The following is a 22,950-nucleotide window of genomic DNA, read 5'->3' as shown; positions in this document are numbered from 1 at the left end:
CTGTAAATAATATGGCTGCACTTGCTCACCAGTTATGTATTTCAATAATACCAAGTAAATAATTATGGTTCAAAATATTAGCCAGATAACAGCATTGCAAACAGCAGGGAGTATCCGATTAAGTTAATGAACTAGATTATTTTAAGTTTAAGTATGAGCGAATGTTTAACTCTCTTTTATCTGATTAAGATTAAAAGTATAGTTAACTTTAAATATAAATAATTTTTTATTTAAAGTTCATAATAATCGGCGGCTTTTCTTTAAAATTTTAGCTGTTCGATTATCCGGCTTGGTTACGCTGTGCTTTGTATCCTGGTAATGCAGCAGCTACACTCTTGATTATGACCACAGTTTCTGTATAAAACGTTGAGCATTTTTATAAGCAAGCTTCTGAAGTTGCTCGTCTGATAGTTCCTGCGTCAGGCGATTTAGCAGGGTTGTATAGCTACTGCCTGCCTGCTCATGCTCTTTAAAATAAAAGGGAACACGGCTGGGATCGGTATTGCTCAGGGTATAGAAGTAATCTGCACCAAAAGCAATAGTATCTTCGGCCCCATGTGCAAAACCGTATTTTATGTGGTGTGCCAGTGCTTCCGGATCTTCGGTGTTCAGAAAGGCCCGAAGAAAGTTGATGCCAATCAGGCCCTCTCGCCGGATTACTTCCTGCACGAGTTCATCAGGTAAATTACGCTCATGCTTCCACACCGATCTGAAGTTAGAGTGGCTGGCTATGATGGGAATATTTAAACCGGCAGCATCGATGTGGTTTAAAATATCATGGGCCAGGGTGTCGCTGGTATGGGAGAGGTCTACGGCAATGCGGCGATCGTGCAGGTACTCCAGCAATACCCGGCCATCGCTGGTAATGCCCATATCGGTGGCGTTGCCTCCGCCAAAACGGTTGGCTGTATGATGGGTAAAACTGATGTACAGCAGCCTCCCTACATTTTCAATAATCTTTTCCAGCTTCTTAAAGCCAGCATCTAAGTGGTCGTCTTCCTCGCAGAAGCCAGCCGCGTTTTCGATGGCTGCTACCATACCTATGCCTTGCTGGTTTTCCAGTGCGTGTTGCAGCGAGGCTGTATCGGCTACAGCATTTAAGCAATGTGCTTGTTCCTGAACTAGCTTCTGAAAAACCTGGCTCTGCAAATAGGAATAGTGCGAGCTGCCCGGTTCTGTCGGGCAGTAAATAGCCATTACCTGTAGTTTCACATTTCCTTCGGTTAGAGCCGGTAGGGCACAGCCTATCTCAGCTATATTATCAATGGTAGCACCTGGTACATCAGAAAGGTAAACCAGCAGGTCGCAATGCAGGTCAATTATAGGGAGCCGGGAAGTCATGTTGTTTGTCATAAATGCCTATGCACGTGTTATACTCGAGCCTTTGCTGAGAAAACGATATTATCCGCTTTTAGTTTATGTTCTGTAAAGGCGGATAAAGATACAGGTGCCGTGCATCCATAGCAACGACGAAGGCATTATAAGATAAAACAAAGGCTTGTAAAGTATATATGCCTTACAAGCCTTTGCCTTTAAATGAAAGAACTCTAAAATAAAGCTTCGGCCACTTTTCTAACAGAGCCAGAGCGCCCCATCGAATAGTAATGCAGGCAAGGCACACCAAACTCCATCAGCTCTTTCGATTGTTTGATAGCCCACTCAATACCTACCTGTGCTGCTGCTTTGTTATCGGCGCAGGCTTCTACCGCATCGGCTAAGTCGGCCGGAATATCGATGTGAAACACGCTCGGCAGAACGGTTAACTGGTTCTTGGTGGTTATTGGCTTCAGACCTGGTATAATGGGCACGTCAATCCCTTCCTCGCGGCACAGCTTCACAAAGTCTATGTATTTCTGGTTATCGAAAAACATTTGCGTAACAATGTAATTAGCGCCTAATTCTATTTTCTTTTTCAGCCAGCGTAAATCTGCTTTCAGGTTAGGTGCTTCGGAATGCTTTTCCGGATAACCGGCTACGCCAATGCAGAAGTTGGTGCCATTGGTATAAGCCTGCTCATCATCCAGGTAGCGGCCATTGTTCATGTCTACAACCTGCTCAATCAGTTGTGTTGCGTAATGATGGCCGCCTGGTTCCGGAACAAAACGGCTTTCGCTTTTCACGCAGTCTCCGCGCAGCACCAGCACATTGTCGATGCCCAGGAAGTGCAGATCTATCAATGCATTTTCTGTTTCTTCTTTATTAAAGCCCCCGCAGATAAGATGCGGCACTGTATCTACTTTATAGTAGTTCTGGATAGCCGCACATATACCCACTGTTCCTGGTCGTTTTCGTGTGGTAATCTTCTCCAGAAGGCCGTTTTCCCGCTGTTTATAAACATATTCTTCTCTGTGGTACGTCACATCTATAAACGGAGGGTTAAACTCCATTAGCGGATCAATGTGGTCGAACAGCGTTTTCATGTTTTCTCCTTTCAGAGGAGGCAGTATCTCAAAAGTGAAGAGGGTTTTGTCTCCGGCGTTCTTGAAATGATCAGTTACTTTCATCTGTTTTTTGGGTGAATGCTTCTTTTAGACTTTAGATGCTTTGGTTCGTCAGCGATTCTGTTGTTCATACATCAGTGAAATCTAAAATCTAACGTCTATTATCTAACATATAAAAATTAAACTGCCTGCTGTGCTACCAGCTTTGGCTCATAGTTAAGGTTTGGCGATAACCAACGTTCCAGGTCCGACTGTGCCATGCCTTTGCGCTGTGCAATATCGGCTACCTGGTCTTCGCCTATCTTTCCTAAGCCAAAGTAGCGGGACTCCGGGTGAGAGAAGTACAGACCACTTACCGAGGAGGCCGGGTACATGGCCAGGTTTTCAGTTAAGATAATGCCTGTCTGCTCTTCAGCCTTTAGCAGGTTAAACAGCGTAATTTTTTCGGTATGATCGGGGCAGCCGGGATAACCAGGCGCAGGACGAATACCTTGGTACTGCTCTTTTATCAGGTCCTCGTTGCGAAGCTGTTCATCTGGTGCATAGCCCCACAGTTCTCTGCGCACTTTGGCGTGCATCAGTTCTGCAAAGGCTTCTGCCAAACGGTCGGCCAGGGCTTTTACCATAATGGAGCGGTAGTCATCGTGGTCGGCTTCATACTGCTCTATCAGCTTTTCGATGCCGAAGCCTGCCGATACGGCAAAGCCTCCGATATAATCGGGAATGCCGGTTTCTTTAGGCGCTACAAAATCTGAGAAAGCCAGGTTCGGCACTTTATCGCCTTTCTTACCCTGCTGGCGCAGTGTATGGAACTCCGCCAGCACGCTTTCACGTGAATCGTCAGTATATACTTCTATGGTATCGTCTGCCTCCACATTGGCCGGATAGAAGCCAACTACGGCGCGTGCTTCCAATAGCTTCTCGTCTACGATCTGCTGCAGCATTTCCTGCGCATCGGCAAACAGCTTCCGTGCTTCCGTGCCATATTCCGGATCATCCAGAATTTTAGGGTACTGCCGCTTCAGCTCCCAGGTATGGAAAAAGGGCGTCCAGTCGATGTAAGGCACAATCTCAGACAGCGGGTAATTTTCGAAAACTTTGGTGCCGGTAAAATTTGGCCTGGTAACCTGCGTGGCCGCCCAGTCTACTTTATACTTGTTGGCACGGGCCTCTTCTATAGACGCAAAAGCACGGTCTTTGGCGCGTCCTAAATGGTCTTCGCGCAGTTGGGCATATTCTGCCTTTATCTCAGCTACATAGCTTGCGCTGTTGCTGCCGAGCAGGTTGCTCACAACCGTTACGCTTCGGGAGGCATCGTGCACGTGTACGACAGGTCCATTGTATTGCGGGGCAATTTTTACGGCCGTATGTACACGCGAGGTAGTAGCTCCACCAATGAGCAGCGGTACCTTCATGCCACGGCGCTCCATTTCCTGCGCTACATACACCATTTCATCCAGCGAAGGTGTAATCAGTCCGCTTAAACCAATCACATCTACCTGTTGTGCCTCTGCCTCTGCCAGAATCTTATCCAGCGGCACCATCACGCCCAGGTCTATAATCTCATAGTTGTTACAGGCCAGTACTACACCCACAATGTTTTTCCCGATGTCGTGCACATCACCCTTTACAGTAGCAAGTAAAATTTTGCCAGCCGACGACGATGTTCCCGCTTTCTCTGCTTCCATAAAAGGCATGAGGTAAGCCACGGCTTTTTTCATTACACGGGCACTTTTTACCACCTGTGGCAAAAACATTTTACCTGCGCCGAACAAGTCGCCTACCACCTGCATGCCAGCCATCAGAGGGCCCTCTATCACATCCAGGGTTTTAGAGGCCTGTTGCCGGGCTTCTTCGGTATCTTCGTCGATAAACTCTACAATGCCTTTTACCAAGGCATGCTTCAGTCGTTCTTCCACCGGAGCCTCGCGCCAGGCATTATCAGCCTGTGCTGCTCCTTTGCCTTTCCCTTTTATGGTATCAGCGTAGTTTACGAGACGTTCAGTAGAGTCTGGGCGTCGGTTAAAAATGACATCCTCAATCAGTTTGCGTAGTTCCAGCGGCACCTCTTCGTAAATACCCAGCATACCGGCATTCACAATACCCATGTCCATGCCTGCCTGCACGGCATAGTACAGGAACACAGTGTGCATCGCCTCGCGCACAGCATCGTTGCCTCGGAACGAGAAAGAAAGATTGCTTACCCCGCCGCTAATGAGGGCGTGCGGCAGGTTGGCTTTTATCCATTTTACCGTCTCGATATAGTCTACAGCATAGTTATTATGCTCTTCTATACCAGTGGCGATAGCTAATATATTCGGGTCGAAAATAATGTCCTGTGGCGGGAAACCTACCTCCTCTACCAGAATGCGGTAAGAGCGTTCGCAGATTTCAATTCTTCTGTCGAAGGTATCGGCCTGGCCTTGTTCATCAAAAGCCATCACCACCACCGCCGCACCATACTGGCGTACTTTGCGGGCCAGCTTCTTAAAGTTCTCTTCGCCTTCTTTTAAACTGATGGAATTCACGATAGACTTGCCCTGCACACATTTCAAGCCTGCCTCAATCACACTCCATTTAGAAGAGTCGATCATGATGGGGAGCTTGGCAATATCGGGTTCGGAAGCGATCAGGTTCAGGAAGTTGGTCATGGCCTGCTCTGAATCGAGCATCCCCTCATCCATGTTCACGTCGATAATCTGTGCACCTCCCTCTACCTGCTGCTGCGCTACCGACAGCGCCTCTTCGTACTTATCTTCTACTATAAGGCGGGCAAATTTGCGTGAACCAGTTACGTTGGTCCGCTCGCCCACATTAATGAACAACGTTTCCGGTGTAACAGTAAGTGGCTCTAAACCGCTGTAGCGTGGAAGAGGAGCTAAGTCTGTGGGTTTACGGGGCTTGTATTTTTTGGCCAGATCGGCAATTACCTTTACGTGCATAGGTGTTGTGCCGCAACAGCCACCCAATATGTTTACCAGCCCCTCCTTCAGGTATTCTTCTACGATCTCCCCCATTTGCTGGGCCGTTTCGTCGTACCCCCCGAAGGCATTCGGCAAACCGGCATTGGGATATGCACTAATGTACCTGTCAGAAATACGCGACAGTTCCTGAATGTGTGTTTTGAGCTGGCGGGCACCTAAGGCGCAGTTGAAACCAATGCTGATAATGGGCGCATGCGAAACAGAGTTCCAGAAAGCCTCTACCGTTTGCCCGGAGAGGGTGCGGCCACTGGCATCGGTAATGGTGCCGGAAATCATAATAGGCAGGTTTTTACCGCCATCGTCTACGAATTGCTGTATGGCATATAGCGCAGCTTTACAGTTTAAGGTGTCGAAAACTGTTTCTACCAGGAGCAGATCTGAGCCACCATCTACCAGGCCGCGCACCTGCTCGTAATACGCCTCTACCAGTTGGTCGAAGGTGATGGCACGGTATCCGGGATTGTTTACATCCGGTGAAAGAGAAGCTGTGCGGTTGGTTGGCCCAATGGCACCTGCCACAAAGCGTGGCTGCTTTGGCGTTCTGGCTGTAATCTGGTCTGCTGCCTCACGGGCTATTCGGGCCGATTCGTAGTTGAGCTCATATACAATGTGCTCCAGGTGGTAATCAGCCATCGCAATGGTGGTGCCGCTAAAGGTGTTGGTTTCTATAATGTCGGCACCAGCCTCCAGGTAATCTAAATGTATCTGTTTAATTACATCAGGGCGGGTGATCGATAACAAGTCATTGTTGCCTTTTAAGTCTCCCTGATGGTCTTTAAAGCGGTCGCCTCTGAAATCTTGCTCCTGCAGTTGATAGCGCTGAATCATGGTGCCCATGGCACCATCCAGCACAAGCACACGCTCTTTCAGCAGTTTATAAATAGGATGTGTCATGTTAGTGTCTTCTTCTCTTACGTCTTCGGCTTTCGCTTATCAAGAAGGACACCCAGGTGCAGAAGGGGATATCAATCTTATCTTCCCTGGATATGGTTACCAGGAGGGAGTTAGCACCAAGCTTTTATTCATGGTTGCTAAGACATCATCGGGCCCTGTCCCTCAGTCTTTCTTGATAAGAGATTGCAATTTAAGAAGATATAAGTAGTTTATGAAATTTTGTTATGTTTAATTATTATGCAGCCTGTTTATAAGCTGTAGGCGCGGGAGCCACCAGTTCGTTTGCATGCCCTGGCAGAGGTGTTTGCTGGGACAACAGCGGGTTAGCCGTCGGAAAAAGAAAAAGGGATGCAAGTGCATCCCTTTTTGATCTTACGCTGCCAGTGGCAGTTTATTTCTAATACTAAGCCTCAGCCTGTACTTTAGGAACTACAGAAACGAAAGAACGGTTCTTTTTTCCTTTTTTGAATTGTACAACACCGTCAGTTAAAGCGAACAGTGTATGGTCTTTGCCAATACCCACGTTCTGACCTGGGTGATGCGCAGTACCTCTTTGTCTTACAATGATGTTACCAGCGATGATATCCTGGCCACCATAAATCTTAACACCCAGTCGTTTAGAGTGCGACTCACGACCGTTGTTAGAACTACCAGCTCCTTTTTTGTGTGCCATTTTCTTACTATTTAATGCAGGCTGTTGCCAGACCTGAAAGTTTCAAACGATTAATTTCTTCTACTGCTTATCCAATGCTCTCGATCAGGATTTTTGTAAAATGCTGGCGGTGGCCATTCTTTTTACGGTATCCTTTTCTTCTCTTCTTTTTGAAAACAATTACTTTGTCACCTTTCACAGTGCTGGTCAGGATTTTACCTACCACCTTAACACCGCTCACGAAAGGAGCACCAACAGTAATAGTACCGTTGTCATCAGTAAGAAGAACATTGGCGAACTCAACGGCGTCACCTTCATTGCCGGAAAGCTTGTTAGCGTAGATGAACTTGCCGCTCTCTACCTTGGTCTGTTGACCTGCGATTTCTACAATTGCGTACATCAGCTTCAATGTATATTTTTAGATTTAGTCCGCAAAAGTACGGCGGTAATTCCAAAAATGCAAATCATTGTGCGTTAATTCTTTCTGTCGGCTCAGGCTTTAAAGCAGTGTGGTGTGGATAACTTTGTTGAAATCAATAGGGTAAAAATTTTAAGCCTTTAAAAAGTGGATTAATGAGTTATTTGCCAAGTGTTTGTGTGCTTGTTTTGTTTTCCACCTTATCCACATGTTTGTAAAGTCTATAGAAAAAGTATTGGGTGAGCAGGTCTAAAATTGTACTTAATGTCGTGCTTTATTGCCTGTAAATGTTTGTCGGCAGTCAGAATATTAAATTGCCTATATTAACTTGCAAAAACATAATTTTATTTAGATATGTTCATACGAATATATAGTTGTCCACAGATGTTGATAAAGCTGTTGATTTTGATATAATTATCAGTAAATCAATATGTTGAATATTTGTGTATAAATTGAACAACTTTAGGTCTCGATTTCAAGTTCATTTCCATATATTTGAACTCCTAATATTTTGCAGCACACCAAACAGGTGCAGCTTGGGCAATTATATAAGGAAGTTTTATAGCAAATTTTTGCTCTAATCCTTTAACAATTAATGCTTACGTACTTATGGAGCCAATACTGAAAGAGAATCCTAACCGCTTTGTTTTGTTCCCCATTCAAAACGATGAGGTGTGGCAGATGTACAAGAAAGCTGAAGCCAGCTTCTGGACAGCCGAAGAAATCGATCTTTCTCAGGACCTGAAAGATTGGGAAAACCTGAATGACGGCGAGCGTCATTTTATCAGTCATGTGCTTGCTTTCTTCGCTGCCTCTGATGGTATTGTGAACGAAAACCTGGCTGTTAACTTTATGAACGAGGTGCAGATACCGGAAGCCCGTTGCTTTTATGGTTTCCAGATCATGATGGAGAATATACATTCGGAAACCTATTCTCTGTTAATAGACACTTATGTGAAAAAGCAGTCTGAAAAAGACCACCTGTTTAATGCGCTGGAAACAGTGCCGGCTGTAGGCAGAAAAGGAGAGTGGGCGTTGCGTTGGATTGAAAGCGAAAACTTTGCAGAACGGCTGATTGCTTTTGCGGCGGTAGAAGGTATTTTCTTCTCAGGTTCTTTCTGCTCTATTTTCTGGCTGAAGAAACGTGGCCTGATGCCAGGCTTGACTTTCTCTAATGAGTTGATCAGCCGTGACGAAGGCTTACACTGCGACTTTGCCTGCCTATTGTATGGTATGCTGCAAAACAAGTTGCCGGAGGAGCGTGTGCAGGAGATCATTCGTGATGCGGTAAGTATTGAGCAGGAATTTGTAACAGACGCACTGCCTGTTGACCTGATTGGAATGAACGCGAAGTTAATGAGCCAGTATATTGAGTTTGTGGCTGACCGGCTGCTGGTAGCACTTGGCTGCCAGAAGATTTACAACTCTGCCAATCCGTTCGACTTCATGGAAATGATTTCCCTGCAAGGTAAAACCAACTTCTTTGAGAAGCGCGTGGGAGATTATCAGAAAGCCGGTGTAATGTCTGATAAAGACAAAAACGTTTTCTCCTTGGACGAAGACTTTTAGCCCTTCGCCATTTTAAGAATTTATAGCGGTAGACAAGGCAGCGGATGCCTTGTTTACCGCTCCATCTGAATAGCTGCCGGTGCTAAAGCTGTTGCTTTTACCACGTGCCGGCCAGAAACTATAGTGGCATAGATTGCCGGTCAGGGATGTTTCATTCCCACGCATGAAAACATGAAAGTATTTTGCTTTACCTATAAAGTTTAGTATTACAACGCTTTACGCCCTGTATTGCGTATTGTCGAGTGATACTTAAAGTACTCCCGAGTCAGCTTCTGCCCAGGCAGAGGTTTTTTAATACCTGTACCTATTTAATAACCCGGGGCCTTGAACCCCGCTAAATGTATACGTTATGTTAGTTGTAAAACGAGATGGCAGGCGCGAATCGGTTAAGTTCGATAAGATTACAGCACGCATCGAAAAGCTGTGCTATGGCCTGAATATGGATTTTGTGTCGCCTATAGAGGTGGCTAAAAAAGTAATAGATGGTATTTACGATGGTGTGACCACCGTAGAGTTGGACAACCTGGCTGCTGAAACGGCGGCATCGCTTACGACCAAACACCCTGACTATGCCGTTCTGGCTGCCCGTATAGCGATCTCCAACCTGCACAAGGTAACAAGCAAGTCGTTCTCAAATACCATGAAGCGCCTGTATACCTACCAGGATCCTAAAACAGGAGAGAATGCATCGCTTATCGCAAAAGATGTGTACGAGGTAATCCGCAAGCATGCTGCCACCCTCGATTCAACTATCATTTACGACCGCGACTATAACTATGATTACTTCGGCTATAAGACATTAGAGCGCTCTTACCTGCTTCGCCTCGACGGCAAGATTGTAGAGCGACCACAGCATATGTTGATGCGCGTGGCCGTGGGTATCCATAAGGACGACATCGAATCTGCCATCGAGACTTATAATCTCATGTCTGAGAAATGGTTTACACACGCCACCCCAACATTGTTTAATGCGGCTACACCTAAACCTCAGCTTTCTTCATGCTTCCTGCTGAGCATGCAGGATGATAGTATACCAGGCATTTACGATACGCTGAAGCAATGTGCGCAGATTTCACAAAGTGCCGGTGGTATTGGCCTGAGCATACACAACGTGCGTGCTACCGGTTCTTATATCAAAGGTACAAACGGTACTTCCAACGGTATCATTCCAATGCTGAAAGTGTTTAACGATACTGCCCGCTACGTAGACCAGGGTGGAGGCAAGCGTAAAGGTGCTTTTGCTATTTACCTGGAGCCGTGGCATGCCGATATCTTCGAATTCCTGGATCTGAAGAAGAACCACGGGAAAGAAGAAAACCGTGCCCGTGATTTATTCTATGCGCTTTGGACGCCAGACCTGTTTATGAAGCGTGTAGAAGAAAACGGGGAATGGAGCCTGTTCTGTCCGAACGAAGCACCTGGCCTGGGAGATTGCTGGGGAGCTGATTTTGAGCGCCTGTACGAGAAGTACGAGCGTGAAGGCCGTGCCCGTAAAACCATTAAAGCGCAGGACCTGTGGTTCCATATACTGGAGTCGCAGATAGAGACTGGTACGCCATACATGCTGTATAAAGATGCGGCTAACCGCAAGAGCAACCAGCAGAACCTAGGTACCATTAAAAGCTCTAACCTCTGCACCGAAATTATGGAGTATACCAGCAAAGACGAAGTTGCAGTGTGTAACTTGGCATCGCTGGCGCTGCCTCGCTATGTAAAAGAGGAGAATGGTACCAAAGTATTCGACCACCAGAAGCTGTTTGATGTAACTTACCATGTTACTAAAAACCTGAACAAGGTAATTGATATCAACTATTACCCTGTTCCGGAGGCTCGTAATTCTAACATGCGTCACCGTCCGATCGGATTAGGTGTGCAAGGCCTGGCCGATACTTTTATTGCGCTACGCATGCCGTTTGAGAGTGATGAAGCAAAAGGCTTGAACAAAGATATCTTCGAGACGATCTACTTTGCGGCTATGACAGCTTCTAAAGATCTGGCGAAGAAAGATGGTGCTTACGAAACGTTTAAAGGTTCTCCATTATCAGAAGGTAAGTTCCAGTTCGATCTGTGGAATATTACACCTGAGTCTGGTCGTTGGGATTGGGAAGAGCTGCGCCAGGAAGTGGTGAAGTATGGCGTGCGTAACTCACTTTTAGTTGCTCCTATGCCTACAGCTTCTACTGCCCAGATATTAGGTAATAACGAATCGTTTGAGCCTTATACTTCTAATATCTATGTGCGCCGTGTGCTTTCAGGTGAATTTATGGTGGTGAACAAGCACCTGCTGAAAGACCTGATCGGCCTGGGGATCTGGAACGATAAGATGAAGAACCAGATCATTGCGGCCAACGGCTCTGTTCAGGACATCCCGAATATCCCGCAGCACATCAAAGATCTGTATAAAACAGTGTGGGAAATCAGCCAGCGTACAGTTATCGATATGAGTGCCGACCGTGGTGCTTATATCTGCCAAAGCCAGTCGCTGAACCTGCATGTGATGAATGTGAATTTCGGTAAACTGACATCCATGCACTTCCACGCCTGGAAGAAAGGCTTGAAAACAGGCATGTACTACCTGCGCACCAAAGCAGCAGTAGATGCCATCAAGTTTACCGTAGAAAAACAGGCTGCCGAAACACTACAGCCTGTCTACAACAACCAGGACCAAAACCGCAGCGACATGGCGTGTAGCCTGGATAACCCGGACGCTTGCGAAGCTTGCGGATCGTAAGGCGGTTCTAATAAATATTAGTTTAGAGAAAGGGAGGGCTTAGGTCCTCCCTTTTTTGTTTCTTCCGCTGTTGTTTATGGCAAAGGCATAATAAAAAACCAGAAGCAAGCAAATAGACAATTACTATAGTAACGGCCTTATATTTAGCGCTACTGCCTTGCCTTACTCCATCTCCGGCATATAATCTACTACAAAAGCATCTTCCAGTACACCTAAGCGGCCCAATAGTTCGCCGAACTTCTGGTGCTCTGGGTGCGGGAGGTAAGCATCCCGGGAAGCAGCATCTTCGAAAGTGAGCATGTATACGTGGGTAAAACCGAGGTTCTTATTTTCAGGACTGTTGTTGATGCCGTGCTCGAAAGCTACAATGCCCGGGATTTTGTCTTTTAGCTCACCGAAAGCCTGAGTTACCTCAGCTATCTGTGTTGCAGTGGCATCAGGCTTATACTTGAAAACAACGATGTGGCGCATATGGTCTGTGTTAGAGGGTTGGCAGGCGGAGAACAATAGCGAGCAGCAAAGCATAAGGGCAAAGGCTCCCGAGGCTAGTATTTTCTTCATGATAGTAAGTTACTAAAGTATAACAACAACTACTAAATAATCTTCGGCCTATAAGGATTATCTATTTTGCTTAAACCAAACCCAAGAGCCACACAAAATTCTGTAAGTATACGGATGGATTTCCTTTTAAGTGCCTACGCAGTAAAATAGCTGCACTAACATGCTATTATAGTTAAAAATCATCGCCTCCGTCACCGCCTTGCTCACGTTCTTCTCTATTGTTCTTTTCATCGGTGTTCAGGCGGTAGGTAAAACCGAGAAATACGAAGCGTGTCTGGCGGTTATTGTGGCTGGTAAACTCAAAGCCAGGGCCATAGCTGCTGAAGTTAAACTGCCGGGTGTTAAAAACATCGGTTACACGAAGCGAGACAGTGCCTTTCTTCTGCAGTACATCCTTTTTCAGTCCTAAGTCTGCACTGTACATCTGCTCCATGCGCCCCTGTATGTCAGCCATGGGCGAACGGTAATTAGCCGAAACCTGTATAGCCAGATCGCTCCATACAGTTAAGGTAGAATTAAGCTTTGCGTTCCAGCTTAATTGGCTGTTGCTAACCTCTGTATCTCCTTGCGCATCGTTCAACTCTACTCTAAAACCTGAAACACTGCCATTTAAGCGCCACCACTTGTAAGGGTTGTGCGTGCCAATCAGTTCTATACCGTAAGACGAACTGCTGGCAAGGTTGATAAAGGTGGTGTAGGTAACACCCTCCTCAAAGGTACGGAAGCGCTGTACCTGGTCGTTGGTGCGTCGGTAGAATAAAGACGTATTAAACGACGAATTATCCCAGTAACGCAAATAGCCCAGCTCAAGGGAGTTGATGTACTCTGGCCGCAACAGCGGATTGCCAGAGCGTATGTTAGAAGGATCGGTATAGTCGATAAAAGGATTCAGGTTCCAGGCATTAGGCCGGTTGATGCGCCGGCTGTAGCTAAACTGCACCATGTTCTCCGGGTTAAACTCCTGTGTCAGGAACAAGCTGGGAAAGAGGCTGAAATAGCTGTTAGGAACCCGCTGCATTTGGGTACGCTGGTCGGAAACGGTATTGGTTTGCTCGGCTCGTACACCTACCTGAAAGCTAAGGCTGCTGATTTTATTGCTGTAGTTGGCATAAGCAGCATGAATGTGCTCGTCGTACACAAAATGATTGGAGGCATTCAGGTTGAGTTGAGGTGCCCTGGTTTCCGGATTAATGTTATAGAACATGTTATCGTTGTCGATGCGCTGGAAGCTGCTCCGGTAACCAGCCTCCAGGCGGCTGTTTTCGTTTATCGGGTGCACATAGTCTGTCTGTAGGAGCAGGCGGCTACGGCCATTAATAGCGGTTGTGTTCTGCAGCGTTGGGTCCAGGTCGATTGGCAGCCCATCGCGTATAGTGGTTTGTTGGGTAAAGTCGTCTATCTCATCTTCGTGGCGCGTAAAATAGGTAACATCGGCTGTCCATTCCTGTCCTTTCCGTTCGAAGGTGCGACGGTAGCCGAGGTTATACTCAAACACGTGGTCTACTTCTGTGCCAAAGGTATGGCGTGTGGTTAGGCTGTCAAGCTGCTGACCACTGTTAAGTGCTCTGTAGGTGATGCCGTTCAGGTTTTCTTCGTCGCCGGTGCGGTAAAGGGCAGAGGCAGAAACAGAATTGTGGGCATTGATAGCATATTCCGCCCCAAACCGGACATTGTGCGAGATGTCTTTTCCATTTCGGGTTGAAGATTGGTCCAGGTAGGAGGTGCGGTCGGTGCCAGGGTAATTGGTCCGGAAAGAGTTACTGTTACCCAGGCGGCTTCTTCTCCTGAAGTCGTAGCCAGCGTTAAAGTCCCATTTGTTGTAGTGGTAGTTCAGGTTAAGGGAAGTATTATAGTTCTCGTAGGTGCCTGCGTTTACAGAGGCCACACCGTTAAAGCCCGGAGCCCGGTCTTTTTTCAGAATAATATTGATGATGCCTGATGTGCCTTCCGGATCATATTTAGAAGAAGGGTTTGTGATAAGCTCTACACTTTCGATCATGCTGGCCGGAATCTGGTCGAGGCCTACTTCCGCAAGAGCCGTTCTTTTGCCATCCACTAGAACAGTAACGTTAGAACTTCCGCGCATACTTACATTGCCCTCGGTATCAACCGTAACAGAAGGTACATTTTGCAGCACTTCGGCTATACTGCCACTTTGAGCCGCTATGTCCTGCTGTACATTTACCACTTTTTTGTCGAGGTCAAACTCTACCAGTTGTCGCTCCGCCGTTACCACTACCTCGTTTAACCTGGTGTTCGCTCCCCGAAGCACGATAGAGCCCAGCGCCACCTGTAAGTTTTCAGCAGTAACAACAATGCCCGGAACAAAGCGCGTTGGGAAACCTACCATAGAGGCCCTTAAAATATACTGCCCCACCGGTACCCGTTGCAAGGTAAATTGTCCGTTTTCTTTAGAAGTTGCACCAGTTACTAAGCTGGAGTCGCGGGCTGAAAGCAATACTACATTGGCAAAGCCAACAGGGGCCGCTGATTCGCCATCCTGCAAAGTGCCGGTTACAGTACCGTTGCCGGCAGGTTGCTGGGCAAACAGGGCAAGCGGTAGCAGAAGAAAAAAAGAGGTAATGTGAAAAAACGTTTTGAATTTAATTTTCATAGTAAAAGTGTGTGCTATACTAGTTGTTGCTTTTATTCAGTAAAGGGCAAGGCAGTTGGAGGCGCTATGGTAAGCTGAAGCTACTGCGCAGGCCACGCTTTCCGCAGCACACACCCGTATAGCAATAAAAAGATGCAGCAGCGTGTGCTGTTTGTGAGAAGGCCTGTGCTCACCGGGATTTCCTGCAGGTGAAGAGGCCTGTGTAGTTTTGACCAGTAAATCCCTAAAAGGTTTAACGTGGGAGCTTTTATTTAGATATTAAATGGAGAGCCAGAGAGCGCAAAATATAAAACTTTAAAAGCGGCCGACCTGCCGTTGCCGGAATGATGGCTATAAATGGAGCTACACTACCTTCTAAAACTAATTTCCGGATTTTTAATTTAACAAAGTGAAGTCTTGTTATGCCTGTAGGCTTTTGCTCAGGAAATCCCATACCACTACCCCTGTAGCTACCGATATGTTAAGAGAATGCTTGGTGCCAAACTGTGGGATCTCCAGTACAAAGTCAGAAGCATTAATAACCTCCTGCTCTACGCCAAATACCTCGTTGCCCAATACAAAGGCATGCGGTTTGCCTGGTTCCGGCTTCAGGTCGTTAAGCATAACACTGTTTTCTGCCTGTTCAACAGAGGCAATGGTATACCCCTGCTCTTTCAGCCTCTTCACGAGCTCCAGAGTATCCGGTACATGCTCCCACTCAACCGATTCTGTGGCACCTAAAGCCGTTTTTTCAATGTCGCGGTGCGGAGGGGTGCCGGTAATGCCGCAGAGATAAACCTTTTCTACCATAAAGGCATCGGCGGTGCGGAATACCGAACCTACATTATTCAGGCTACGCACGTTGTCCAGTACCAAGACTAACGGTATTTTTTTCTTATTTTTGAAATCTTCAACCGAATCGCGGTTGAGTTCGTCCATCGAAAGTTTACGCATTTTAAAAAGATTAAAGACACAGGAAGCAAGACACAGGATCTTTTATCCGCCCATAAAAAAATATAGCTTTACCGGCGCACAAAGGTCAGGCAGATAAGTCAGAAATCAAACTTATTGTTGCGTGCTGTTTGTTTAACTCTTTCTGATGTGCAGGTTGATAGTATAGAGCAGGCAGTGGATTTATATCAGCTAACAAAAGCAATTAGCAAGCATAAGAATGACAAATAGCGGAGAAGGTGGCAAAATGGTGAAAATCCATTCATAATTAATAATTCAGAATTCATAATTACGCAGATAGTATGAAAGGAGAATCAGGCACAGTAACCCCACTTATGAAGCAGTACAACGCCATCAAGGCGAAGCATCCGGGGGCATTGCTGCTTTTCAGGGTAGGGGATTTTTACGAAACCTTTGGCGAGGATGCCATCAAGGCCAGTAAGATATTAGACATTGTACTGACAAAGCGTGGCAATGGTTCTGCCTCAGAAACAGCGCTGGCAGGCTTTCCGCATCACTCTTTAGATACGTATTTGCCTAAGTTAGTAAGGGCAGGAGAGCGTGTAGCCATCTGCGACCAACTCGAGGACCCCAAATCTGTTAAAGGCATTGTAAAGCGTGGGGTAACAGAGCTGGTAACGCCCGGAGTTTCCTTTAACGACCAGGTGCTGGAGAGGCGAAGCAATAATTACCTGGCTGCCGTGCATTTTGGGAAGCAGGAGGCAGGAATTTCTTTCCTCGATGTATCGACAGGTGAGTTTATAACCGCCCAAGGAGATCGTAACTATATCGGTAAGCTGCTGCAAAGTCTGGCGCCTGCGGAGGTGTTGTTTTGCAAGCGTGAGAAGGAAAACTTTTTTCAATACTACGGCCTCGACTATCGCTACTATGCTTTGGAAGAATGGGTTTTTAGCCTCGACTTTGCCTACGAATCGCTCACCCGCCACTTTGGTACCACCTCTTTAAAAGGCTTTGGGATAGAGGATATGAAGGAAAGTATCATCTCTGCCGGAGCCATTCTGCATTATCTTTCGGAAACTCACCATACCGAAATCAGCCATATAGCCAATATTGCGCGGCTGGAGGAAGATAAGTATGTTTGGCTCGACCGTTTTACGGTGCGTAATTTAGAGTTGCTTTACCCACAGCACCAGGAGGGAGTGCCGCTAATCAACGTACTGGACCAAACCATTACACCTATGGGGGCACGCCTGTTAAAAAAATGGGTAGTGTTGCCGCTCAAAGATGTGGCCCAGATCCGGCGTCGTTTAAACACAGTAGAAGCTCTTACACAACATCAGGAGCTCCTTAATGAGATTACACAGCACCTAAAGCAGATCAACGACCTGGAGCGCCTGATATCGAAAGTGGCAGTGCGCCGGGTAAATCCAAGAGAGTTGATACAACTGGCCAAAGCATTGGATGCTATCCAGCCTATCAAAGCCGTTTTAACAGCTAGCGGTATACCAGCGCTACAGAAGCTGTCAGATCAGCTGGCTTCCTGCGATGGCTTACGCGAAGAGATTAAGAATATACTGAAACCGGAGGCCCCGCTGCTGACCAACCAGGGCAACATGATTAACGATGGGGTGCATGAGGAGCTGGATGAATTGCGCAAAATTGCTTTCTCCGGTAAAGATTACCTGGCGCAATTGCAGCAGCGCGAGTCTCAAAATACAGGAATCAGCTCCCTGAAAATTGCTTACAACAAAGTATTTGGGTATTACCTGGAGGTAACGCATGCGCATAAAGACAAAGTGCCTGCTTCCTGGATTCGCAAGCAAACGCTGGTGAATGCCGAACGCTATATTACAGAAGAGCTCAAAACATATGAGGAAAAGATCCTGAATGCAGAAGATCGCATTTATGCTATTGAGCTAAGTCTTTTTAATGAGCTGGTAGTACATGCCTTAGATTATGTAGTGCAGGTGCAGCAAAATGCGAAAGTGGTGGGTATTATCGATTGCCTCAGCTCTTTTGCCACCATTGCTACAGCTAATAATTATGTGAAGCCGGAGGTAAGCGATGCACGGGTGCTGGACATTAAAAAGGGCCGCCATCCGGTTATTGAGAAGCAACTGCCGCTCGGAGAAAGTTATGTGCCGAACAATATCTTTTTAGATAATGAAGAGCAGCAGATCATCATTATTACGGGGCCGAACATGGCGGGTAAAAGTGCCTTGCTTCGGCAGACGGCTCTGATTGTACTGATGGCCCAGATTGGCTGCTTTGTACCTGCTGAGGCTGCCAGTATCGGCATCATCGATAAAATTTTTACCAGGGTTGGCGCTTCGGATAATCTTTCAAAAGGCGAATCTACATTTATGGTGGAGATGACAGAAACAGCCAGTATTCTGAACAACCTTTCTGACAGGAGCCTGGTGCTGATGGACGAAATCGGCCGTGGTACCAGTACCTACGATGGCATTTCAATTGCCTGGGCCATTGTAGAGCACCTGCACAACCACCCGAAGTGCAGGGCCAAAACTTTATTTGCCACCCACTACCACGAGCTGAACCAACTTGCCGAAGACTTGCCACGCGTGAGAAACTACAATGTGTCGGTGAAAGAAGCAGGAGGGAAAATCCTGTTTATGCGCAAGCTGGTTGAGGGGGGGAGTGAGCACAGCTTTGGTATACATGTGGCACAAATGGCGGGTATGCCTACTAGCGTAGTGCTGCGTGCAGATGAAATTATGCATCACCTGGAGAAGGAAAAGGTAAGTGAGCAGGCGCCACAGCAAAAAATGAAATCTGCTCCAAAGAATAATTTCCAGCTGAGTATGTTTGAGCCTGCTGATCCGCAGATGCAGCGGGCAAAGGACATGCTGGAAACTTTAGATATAAATACCTTAACGCCTGTAGAGGCTCTTTTAAAACTAAACGAGCTGAAATTGATGCTGAAAGACAAGAAACAGGAGGCGCTTTAACAGGCGCCTCTTTTGCTTTTATACTTTTGTGCAGAAGATTGTGCTGTAAATAGGCTTTTGATCGCTTAGGCAGCAATAGAAAACCATGCTGAAGTATGGCCCTATATAGCTTCTTTAAAAATTTTTGAAAATTTTCTCTCTGAAAATCAGTAGGAAAAGAAAAAGTAGTAGAAAATTTTTGGAGAGGGTATTGATATCTCAGATTTTGTCTATATCTTTGCATCACTAAATCACAACAACGGTTTAGGAAATGACTAAAAGCGGGAGTAGCTCAGTTGGTAGAGCGCGACCTTGCCAAGGTCGAGGTCGCGAGTTCGAACCTCGTCTCCCGCTCTGAGATTGCTGCAAAGACGTTGTGCTGAACAACGTCTTTGTTTTTTCAAATTACCCTTCGGAAAACGTTCCGATAGGCGCCGGGATGGTGGAACTGGTAGACACGCAAGACTTAAAATCTTGTGAGCGCAAGCTCGTGCGGGTTCGATTCCCGCTCCTGGTACAAGCAAAAAAGCCTCTTATAGTTCGTGAGAGGCTTTTTTTATGCTTAATACATATTAAAGTTCAAACCTTTATAGATTCCCAAAACCAGCTTGTGGAAGAAATGAACTTTTTATTCTCTTGCATATGCCAGGTTCTACTACCCATCGTTAAGCACTAGGTTTTTCTCTCGTACCACAACGATAAAATGTATATCTTCTGCTCCACTAAATTTGCTAGCTCTATTAAGTAAAAATTTAGGTAAACATAATCTAAATCATACAACTAAAAATGTACTACCTTGCGGCTAATTTATAATTGAAAAGTGTTTTGGCCACTCTTTGTAAAGCCTATTAGCTGCTTATATAATTCTTAAAATCTATAATAGCTTCAAGTTGAACTTGAGCAACAATACCTGGGCATGGTCTTTAGTAATCCCTTATTCTTATTTCTTTTTTTGCCGATTGTGCTAGCTATATATTATGTATCACCAGGCAAGGCAAAAAATGCGATTCTTTTTTTAGCTAGTTTGTTTTTTTACACTTGGGGAGAAGACAAAATTGTACTGGTAATGTTAGCATCAACCGTAATAAACTTTTTATGTGGTTTATTAATAGATAAAGGAAAGAGAGCAACAGGCTTAGCTATTTCAATAATTACTAGTTTACTTTTCTTATGGTTTTTCAAATACTTCAATTTTACATTTGATACCTTTAATTCACTGTTGATGCATGTAGGCGTTAAGAGTACCCTTTTTTATAACTTGCCTCATATTGCATTGCCCATTGGTATCAGCTTTTATACCTTCCAGACGCTTTCTTATACTATAGATGTTTATCGCAGAGATGTAGAAGCTAGTCATGATTTTATAGATTTTGCTACTTATGTTACCATGTTCCCTCAGCTCGTGGCAGGTCCAATTGTAAGATATGCCGATATCAACAGGCAGTTAAATGATAAAGATATTTCATTTGGTAACTTTTCTAGTGGGGTTGAACGGTTCATTATAGGCTTAGCGAAAAAGGTTCTTATTGCAAATACCTTCGCCTTAATAGCAGACAACACCTTCTCTCATGAAATATCAGATCTTTCCACAATACATGCCTGGGTAGGAATTATAGCCTATTCTTTTCAAATATTCTATGACTTTTCAGGTTACTCAGATATGGCTATAGGGTTAGGTAAAATGTTTGGGTTTGATTTTTTAGAGAATTTTAACTATCCCTACATTTCCTCCAGCATTCAGGAATTTTGGAGAAGATGGCATATTTCTCTATCAACATGGTTTAGAGACTACTTATATATTCCTTTAGGCGGTAATAGGGTGAGCAGGTATAGGGTATATTTTAATCTGCTTATTGTTTTCCTGACAACCGGCTTATGGCACGGAGCCAGTTGGAATTTTGTTATATGGGGCCTATTTCATGGAAGCTTTATTATCATTGAGAGGATTTGGTTTGGCGAAAAGCTAAAACTGCTATGGAAGCCATTTCAGCATCTGTATACTCTGTTGGTTGTGGTAGTAGGGTGGGTTTTCTTTAGAGCAGACAGTCTTGAAAGTGCTTTATCCTATCTTCAGAAAATGTTTCGTGTTAGCGACGGTGATATTGCATTAACTCACTACCTCAACTATCTTCATCTAAATTTTAACACAATATTCTTTACTATCCTGGCAATACTTTTTTCAATTCCGGTTCAAAGCTACATTCGCAGGATAATTCCCATTCAAAGCTTTGCGTTTCTTAAGCCTGTCTTCTTGCTAACGATCTTCATGCTGTCTGTTATTTATTTAGGTGCTAATACCTATAATCCATTTATTTATTTTAGATTCTAATAAATAATGAGTAAAGGTTTTATAACAACACTTATTTTCCTGATCATCATTTGCCTGCCTTTGATATTTCAAACTTTAGATTTTGAGATAAAGGGTACTGCTTCCGAAAACAGGCAATTGGCTCCCTTGCCAGCATTTGACTTAAAAGAAACTAAAAATGCTAAAAGTTTTATAAGTGCGGTAAAGGGAGTATATCATGATACAAAAAAGTTCAAAGATGAATACAACAAATATTATCAGGATAACTTTGTATTTAAGGATATCCTTTTCGATTTATATAACCAGATTCAGGCAAATCTTTTTATAAAGAATTCACTTCCTGATAAAGTAATTATAGGAAACGAAGGATGGTTTTTTTTAAGTAACGAACATTCAAACGTTCTTCTAGAGTCGCTAGGAATAGCCAACTTTTCTGATGAGGAGTTAGCCACTATAGAGGCTAATATTCTAAGTAATAAAGAGTGGCTAAGAAAAAAGAATATAGATTATTATGTAGCAATTGCTCCAAATAAACACAGTATTTATTCAGAATATTTACCTTTTCAAAAGACCTATAACAAAACCCCTTTAGATCAAATAAAGATTAAGCTCAGCGATAGGCAGGTTAATTTTTTAGATTTGTCTATAGCACATAAAAAATCCTCCAATGATCCACTATTTTTTAAAACGGACTCACATTGGAACGACCTTGGTGCTTTTTGGGGATATAAAATTTTAGCTGACAAGATAAAGGAGCATCATGCTCAAGTATTGAGTCTCAACATCAGTGATTTTGAACTCTACAAGGAGAGTTGGGATGGAGGAGATTTAGCTAAAATGTTAAATATCAGCAGTCAGGAAAGTTTCCCTGTGTTAAAGATCAAGAATAGCACTGCTAGTAAGCAACCCTCTGTTCTCCCTGTTCCGCCATATTTCAATATGTCTTCTGAATATGAGGAGCGATACAAAAGCAGTGTAAATAACCTGAAGGTGTTAATCTTTAGAGATTCTTTCTGTATTTCGATGAGGAAGTACTTAGCGGAGAGTTTTGGTGAAACTATTTTAATCTGGGATTATTCTTTTAACAAAGAAATTATTGAACAGGAGAAGCCAGACATAGTAGTACACCTTGTAGTTGAGCGAAACTTAGAGGCATTTTTATAATACAGATGAAGAAATTTTTTGTTTAAATAACTTTAGATTAGAACATCTGCCAAATTTTAAGGTTGTAGCAGAATAAAATGTTTGTTTCTGTCTTCTTGTTGTCAAACAGTATTTCCTTTTGTCCCTGTTAATCTATACCTTCATGCATATTATTATATATTCGCCTTATACTGCATGCGTAAAGAGCTTCAAAATACTTTCAACAGGAAATTCTACACAGTAGAATATAGAGAAGATCTGGATATCATTGATACGCTGTGGTATGGCTATGCATCGGCATCGGATTTAAAGAAAGCCTGCGAAATAGGACTTGAGGTGCTGGAGGCTACACATTGCCCTTTCAAGCTAAACGATAATACCCAGTTGAGCGGCCCCTGGAGTGAATCTGTGAAGTGGCTGGAGCACGAGTGGCTTCCCAAAGCAATGCAAGCAGGAGTCCGTTTTTTAGCGCATGTGGCTATGCCCGATTCTTTTGGTGAAGAAGCTGGAGAAGTAATGCGTATTAGTAAGATCGGGCAAGAACTGCAATACAAGGTCTTCTCATCCAGAGAAGATGCACTGGTTTGGCTGAAAGCATGCCAATATGACTATAAGGTAGTTATGGGGCGTATAGATTGAACGCAATGCCATTCTTCCGATTGATATAGCAAGCTAATCCCATCAACCATTTTTGCGAGAGCAGAATAAATATATAGTCTGATGCTCCTGTAAGGCAGCTTTCTTTATTTAATACCATTTTTTAGATACTGTAACAGCTGGATATACCTACCTTGAT

At 44.7% G+C, this 22,950-nt stretch carries 14 protein-coding genes, 2 tRNA genes and 1 riboswitch; of the genes, 8 read left to right on the top strand and 8 right to left on the bottom strand.

All coding sequences use genetic code 11. The features are described from left to right. Positions 1 to 339: 339 nt before the first annotated feature. The 5 genes from C1N53_RS15825 to rplU form a co-directional block, all read right to left on the bottom strand. Positions 340 to 1,341, bottom strand: a complete 1,002-nt coding sequence (locus tag C1N53_RS15825; RefSeq protein ID WP_137760237.1) for a dipeptidase — start codon at positions 1,339 to 1,341, stop codon at positions 340 to 342. A gap of 206 nt (positions 1,342 to 1,547) precedes the next feature. After that, positions 1,548 to 2,504, bottom strand: a complete 957-nt coding sequence (gene metF / locus C1N53_RS15820; RefSeq protein ID WP_137760236.1) for a methylenetetrahydrofolate reductase [NAD(P)H] — start codon at positions 2,502 to 2,504, stop codon at positions 1,548 to 1,550. Positions 2,505 to 2,620: 116 nt separating this feature from the next. Continuing rightward, entirely contained in the window at positions 2,621 to 6,319 is a 3,699-nt protein-coding gene (gene metH / locus C1N53_RS15815; protein ID WP_137760235.1) for a methionine synthase, read from the bottom strand. 74 nt (positions 6,320 to 6,393) lie between these two features. Then, positions 6,394 to 6,501: riboswitch (SAM riboswitch) on the bottom strand. 221 nt (positions 6,502 to 6,722) lie between these two features. Beyond that, a complete protein-coding gene (rpmA, locus tag C1N53_RS15810; RefSeq protein WP_137760234.1) occupies positions 6,723 to 6,992 on the bottom strand; it encodes a 50S ribosomal protein L27 in 270 nt (89 codons plus the stop codon). A gap of 67 nt (positions 6,993 to 7,059) precedes the next feature. Beyond that, positions 7,060 to 7,371 (bottom strand): 50S ribosomal protein L21, encoded by a 312-nt coding sequence (gene rplU, locus C1N53_RS15805; RefSeq protein ID WP_137760233.1) that lies wholly within the window; start codon positions 7,369 to 7,371, stop codon positions 7,060 to 7,062. A gap of 627 nt (positions 7,372 to 7,998) precedes the next feature. Between rplU and C1N53_RS15800 the strand changes: the two genes are divergently transcribed. Together C1N53_RS15800 and C1N53_RS15795 are read left to right on the top strand one after the other, a co-directional pair. Beyond that, positions 7,999 to 8,958, top strand: a complete 960-nt coding sequence (locus C1N53_RS15800; protein ID WP_137760232.1) for a ribonucleoside-diphosphate reductase small subunit — start codon at positions 7,999 to 8,001, stop codon at positions 8,956 to 8,958. A 349-nt stretch (positions 8,959 to 9,307) separates the two neighbouring features. Then, entirely contained in the window at positions 9,308 to 11,689 is a 2,382-nt protein-coding gene (locus C1N53_RS15795; RefSeq protein ID WP_137760231.1) for a ribonucleoside-diphosphate reductase subunit alpha, read from the top strand. A 162-nt stretch (positions 11,690 to 11,851) separates the two neighbouring features. Here the strand turns inward: C1N53_RS15795 and C1N53_RS15790 are convergent, their stop codons facing one another. The 3 genes from C1N53_RS15790 to C1N53_RS15780 all read right to left on the bottom strand — a co-directional run bounded on the left by C1N53_RS15790 (position 11,852) and on the right by C1N53_RS15780 (position 15,797). Continuing rightward, positions 11,852 to 12,250 carry a Dabb family protein gene (locus tag C1N53_RS15790; protein WP_137760230.1) on the bottom strand — a complete coding sequence of 133 codons (399 nt, stop codon included), beginning with the start codon at positions 12,248 to 12,250 and terminating at the stop codon, positions 11,852 to 11,854. A gap of 172 nt (positions 12,251 to 12,422) precedes the next feature. Next, positions 12,423 to 14,864 carry a TonB-dependent receptor domain-containing protein gene (locus tag C1N53_RS15785; RefSeq protein WP_137760229.1) on the bottom strand — a complete coding sequence of 814 codons (2,442 nt, stop codon included), beginning with the start codon at positions 14,862 to 14,864 and terminating at the stop codon, positions 12,423 to 12,425. A 399-nt stretch (positions 14,865 to 15,263) separates the two neighbouring features. Continuing rightward, on the bottom strand, positions 15,264 to 15,797 hold the full coding sequence (locus tag C1N53_RS15780) for an RNA methyltransferase (RefSeq protein WP_137760228.1): 534 nt from the start codon (positions 15,795 to 15,797) through the stop codon (positions 15,264 to 15,266). 299 nt (positions 15,798 to 16,096) lie between these two features. On the opposite strand from C1N53_RS15780, the gene mutS reads away from it, so the two are divergent. The 6 genes from mutS to C1N53_RS15750 all read left to right on the top strand — a co-directional run bounded on the left by mutS (position 16,097) and on the right by C1N53_RS15750 (position 22,793). After that, a complete protein-coding gene (gene mutS, locus C1N53_RS15775; RefSeq protein ID WP_137760227.1) occupies positions 16,097 to 18,724 on the top strand; it encodes a DNA mismatch repair protein MutS in 2,628 nt (875 codons plus the stop codon). Between the two features lie 260 nt (positions 18,725 to 18,984). After that, positions 18,985 to 19,057, top strand: a tRNA-Gly gene (locus tag C1N53_RS15770). Positions 19,058 to 19,136: 79 nt separating this feature from the next. Next, a tRNA-Leu gene (locus C1N53_RS15765) sits at positions 19,137 to 19,220 on the top strand. A gap of 399 nt (positions 19,221 to 19,619) precedes the next feature. Beyond that, positions 19,620 to 21,032, top strand: coding sequence for an MBOAT family protein (locus C1N53_RS15760; protein WP_137760226.1), 1,413 nt, complete (start codon positions 19,620 to 19,622; stop codon positions 21,030 to 21,032). A 6-nt stretch (positions 21,033 to 21,038) separates the two neighbouring features. Then, the gene (locus C1N53_RS15755) at positions 21,039 to 22,175 is read left to right on the top strand and encodes a hypothetical protein (protein ID WP_137760225.1); all 1,137 of its coding nucleotides are present in this window, start codon (positions 21,039 to 21,041) and stop codon (positions 22,173 to 22,175) included. 174 nt (positions 22,176 to 22,349) lie between these two features. Then, positions 22,350 to 22,793, top strand: a complete 444-nt coding sequence (locus tag C1N53_RS15750) for a hypothetical protein (protein ID WP_137760224.1) — start codon at positions 22,350 to 22,352, stop codon at positions 22,791 to 22,793. The last annotated feature ends 157 nt before the right edge of the window (positions 22,794 to 22,950 follow it).

The organism is Pontibacter sp. SGAir0037 (assembly GCF_005491705.1).
Taxonomy (GTDB): Bacteria; Bacteroidota; Bacteroidia; order Cytophagales; family Hymenobacteraceae; genus Pontibacter.
This window is presented reverse-complemented; position numbering and strand designations above follow the sequence as displayed.

Bases quoted from the DNA above. Each gene is read 5' to 3' on its own strand.
- C1N53_RS15780 (WP_137760228.1), bottom strand. From the start codon at position 15,797: ATGCGTAAACTTTCGATGGACGAACTCAACCGCGATTCGGTTGAAGAT.
- metH (WP_137760235.1), bottom strand. From the start codon at position 6,319: ATGACACATCCTATTTATAAACTGCTGAAAGAGCGTGTGCTTGTGCTG.
- C1N53_RS15785 (WP_137760229.1), bottom strand. From the start codon at position 14,864: ATGAAAATTAAATTCAAAACGTTTTTTCACATTACCTCTTTTTTTCTT.
- C1N53_RS15795 (WP_137760231.1), top strand. From the start codon at position 9,308: ATGTTAGTTGTAAAACGAGATGGCAGGCGCGAATCGGTTAAGTTCGAT.
- C1N53_RS15790 (WP_137760230.1), bottom strand. From the start codon at position 12,250: ATGAAGAAAATACTAGCCTCGGGAGCCTTTGCCCTTATGCTTTGCTGC.
- C1N53_RS15755 (WP_137760225.1), top strand. From the start codon at position 21,039: ATGAGTAAAGGTTTTATAACAACACTTATTTTCCTGATCATCATTTGC.
- metF (WP_137760236.1), bottom strand. From the start codon at position 2,504: ATGAAAGTAACTGATCATTTCAAGAACGCCGGAGACAAAACCCTCTTC.
- mutS (WP_137760227.1), top strand. From the start codon at position 16,097: ATGAAAGGAGAATCAGGCACAGTAACCCCACTTATGAAGCAGTACAAC.
- rpmA (WP_137760234.1), bottom strand. From the start codon at position 6,992: ATGGCACACAAAAAAGGAGCTGGTAGTTCTAACAACGGTCGTGAGTCG.
- rplU (WP_137760233.1), bottom strand. From the start codon at position 7,371: ATGTACGCAATTGTAGAAATCGCAGGTCAACAGACCAAGGTAGAGAGC.
- C1N53_RS15760 (WP_137760226.1), top strand. From the start codon at position 19,620: ATGGTCTTTAGTAATCCCTTATTCTTATTTCTTTTTTTGCCGATTGTG.
- C1N53_RS15800 (WP_137760232.1), top strand. From the start codon at position 7,999: ATGGAGCCAATACTGAAAGAGAATCCTAACCGCTTTGTTTTGTTCCCC.
- C1N53_RS15750 (WP_137760224.1), top strand. From the start codon at position 22,350: ATGCGTAAAGAGCTTCAAAATACTTTCAACAGGAAATTCTACACAGTA.
- C1N53_RS15825 (WP_137760237.1), bottom strand. From the start codon at position 1,341: ATGACTTCCCGGCTCCCTATAATTGACCTGCATTGCGACCTGCTGGTT.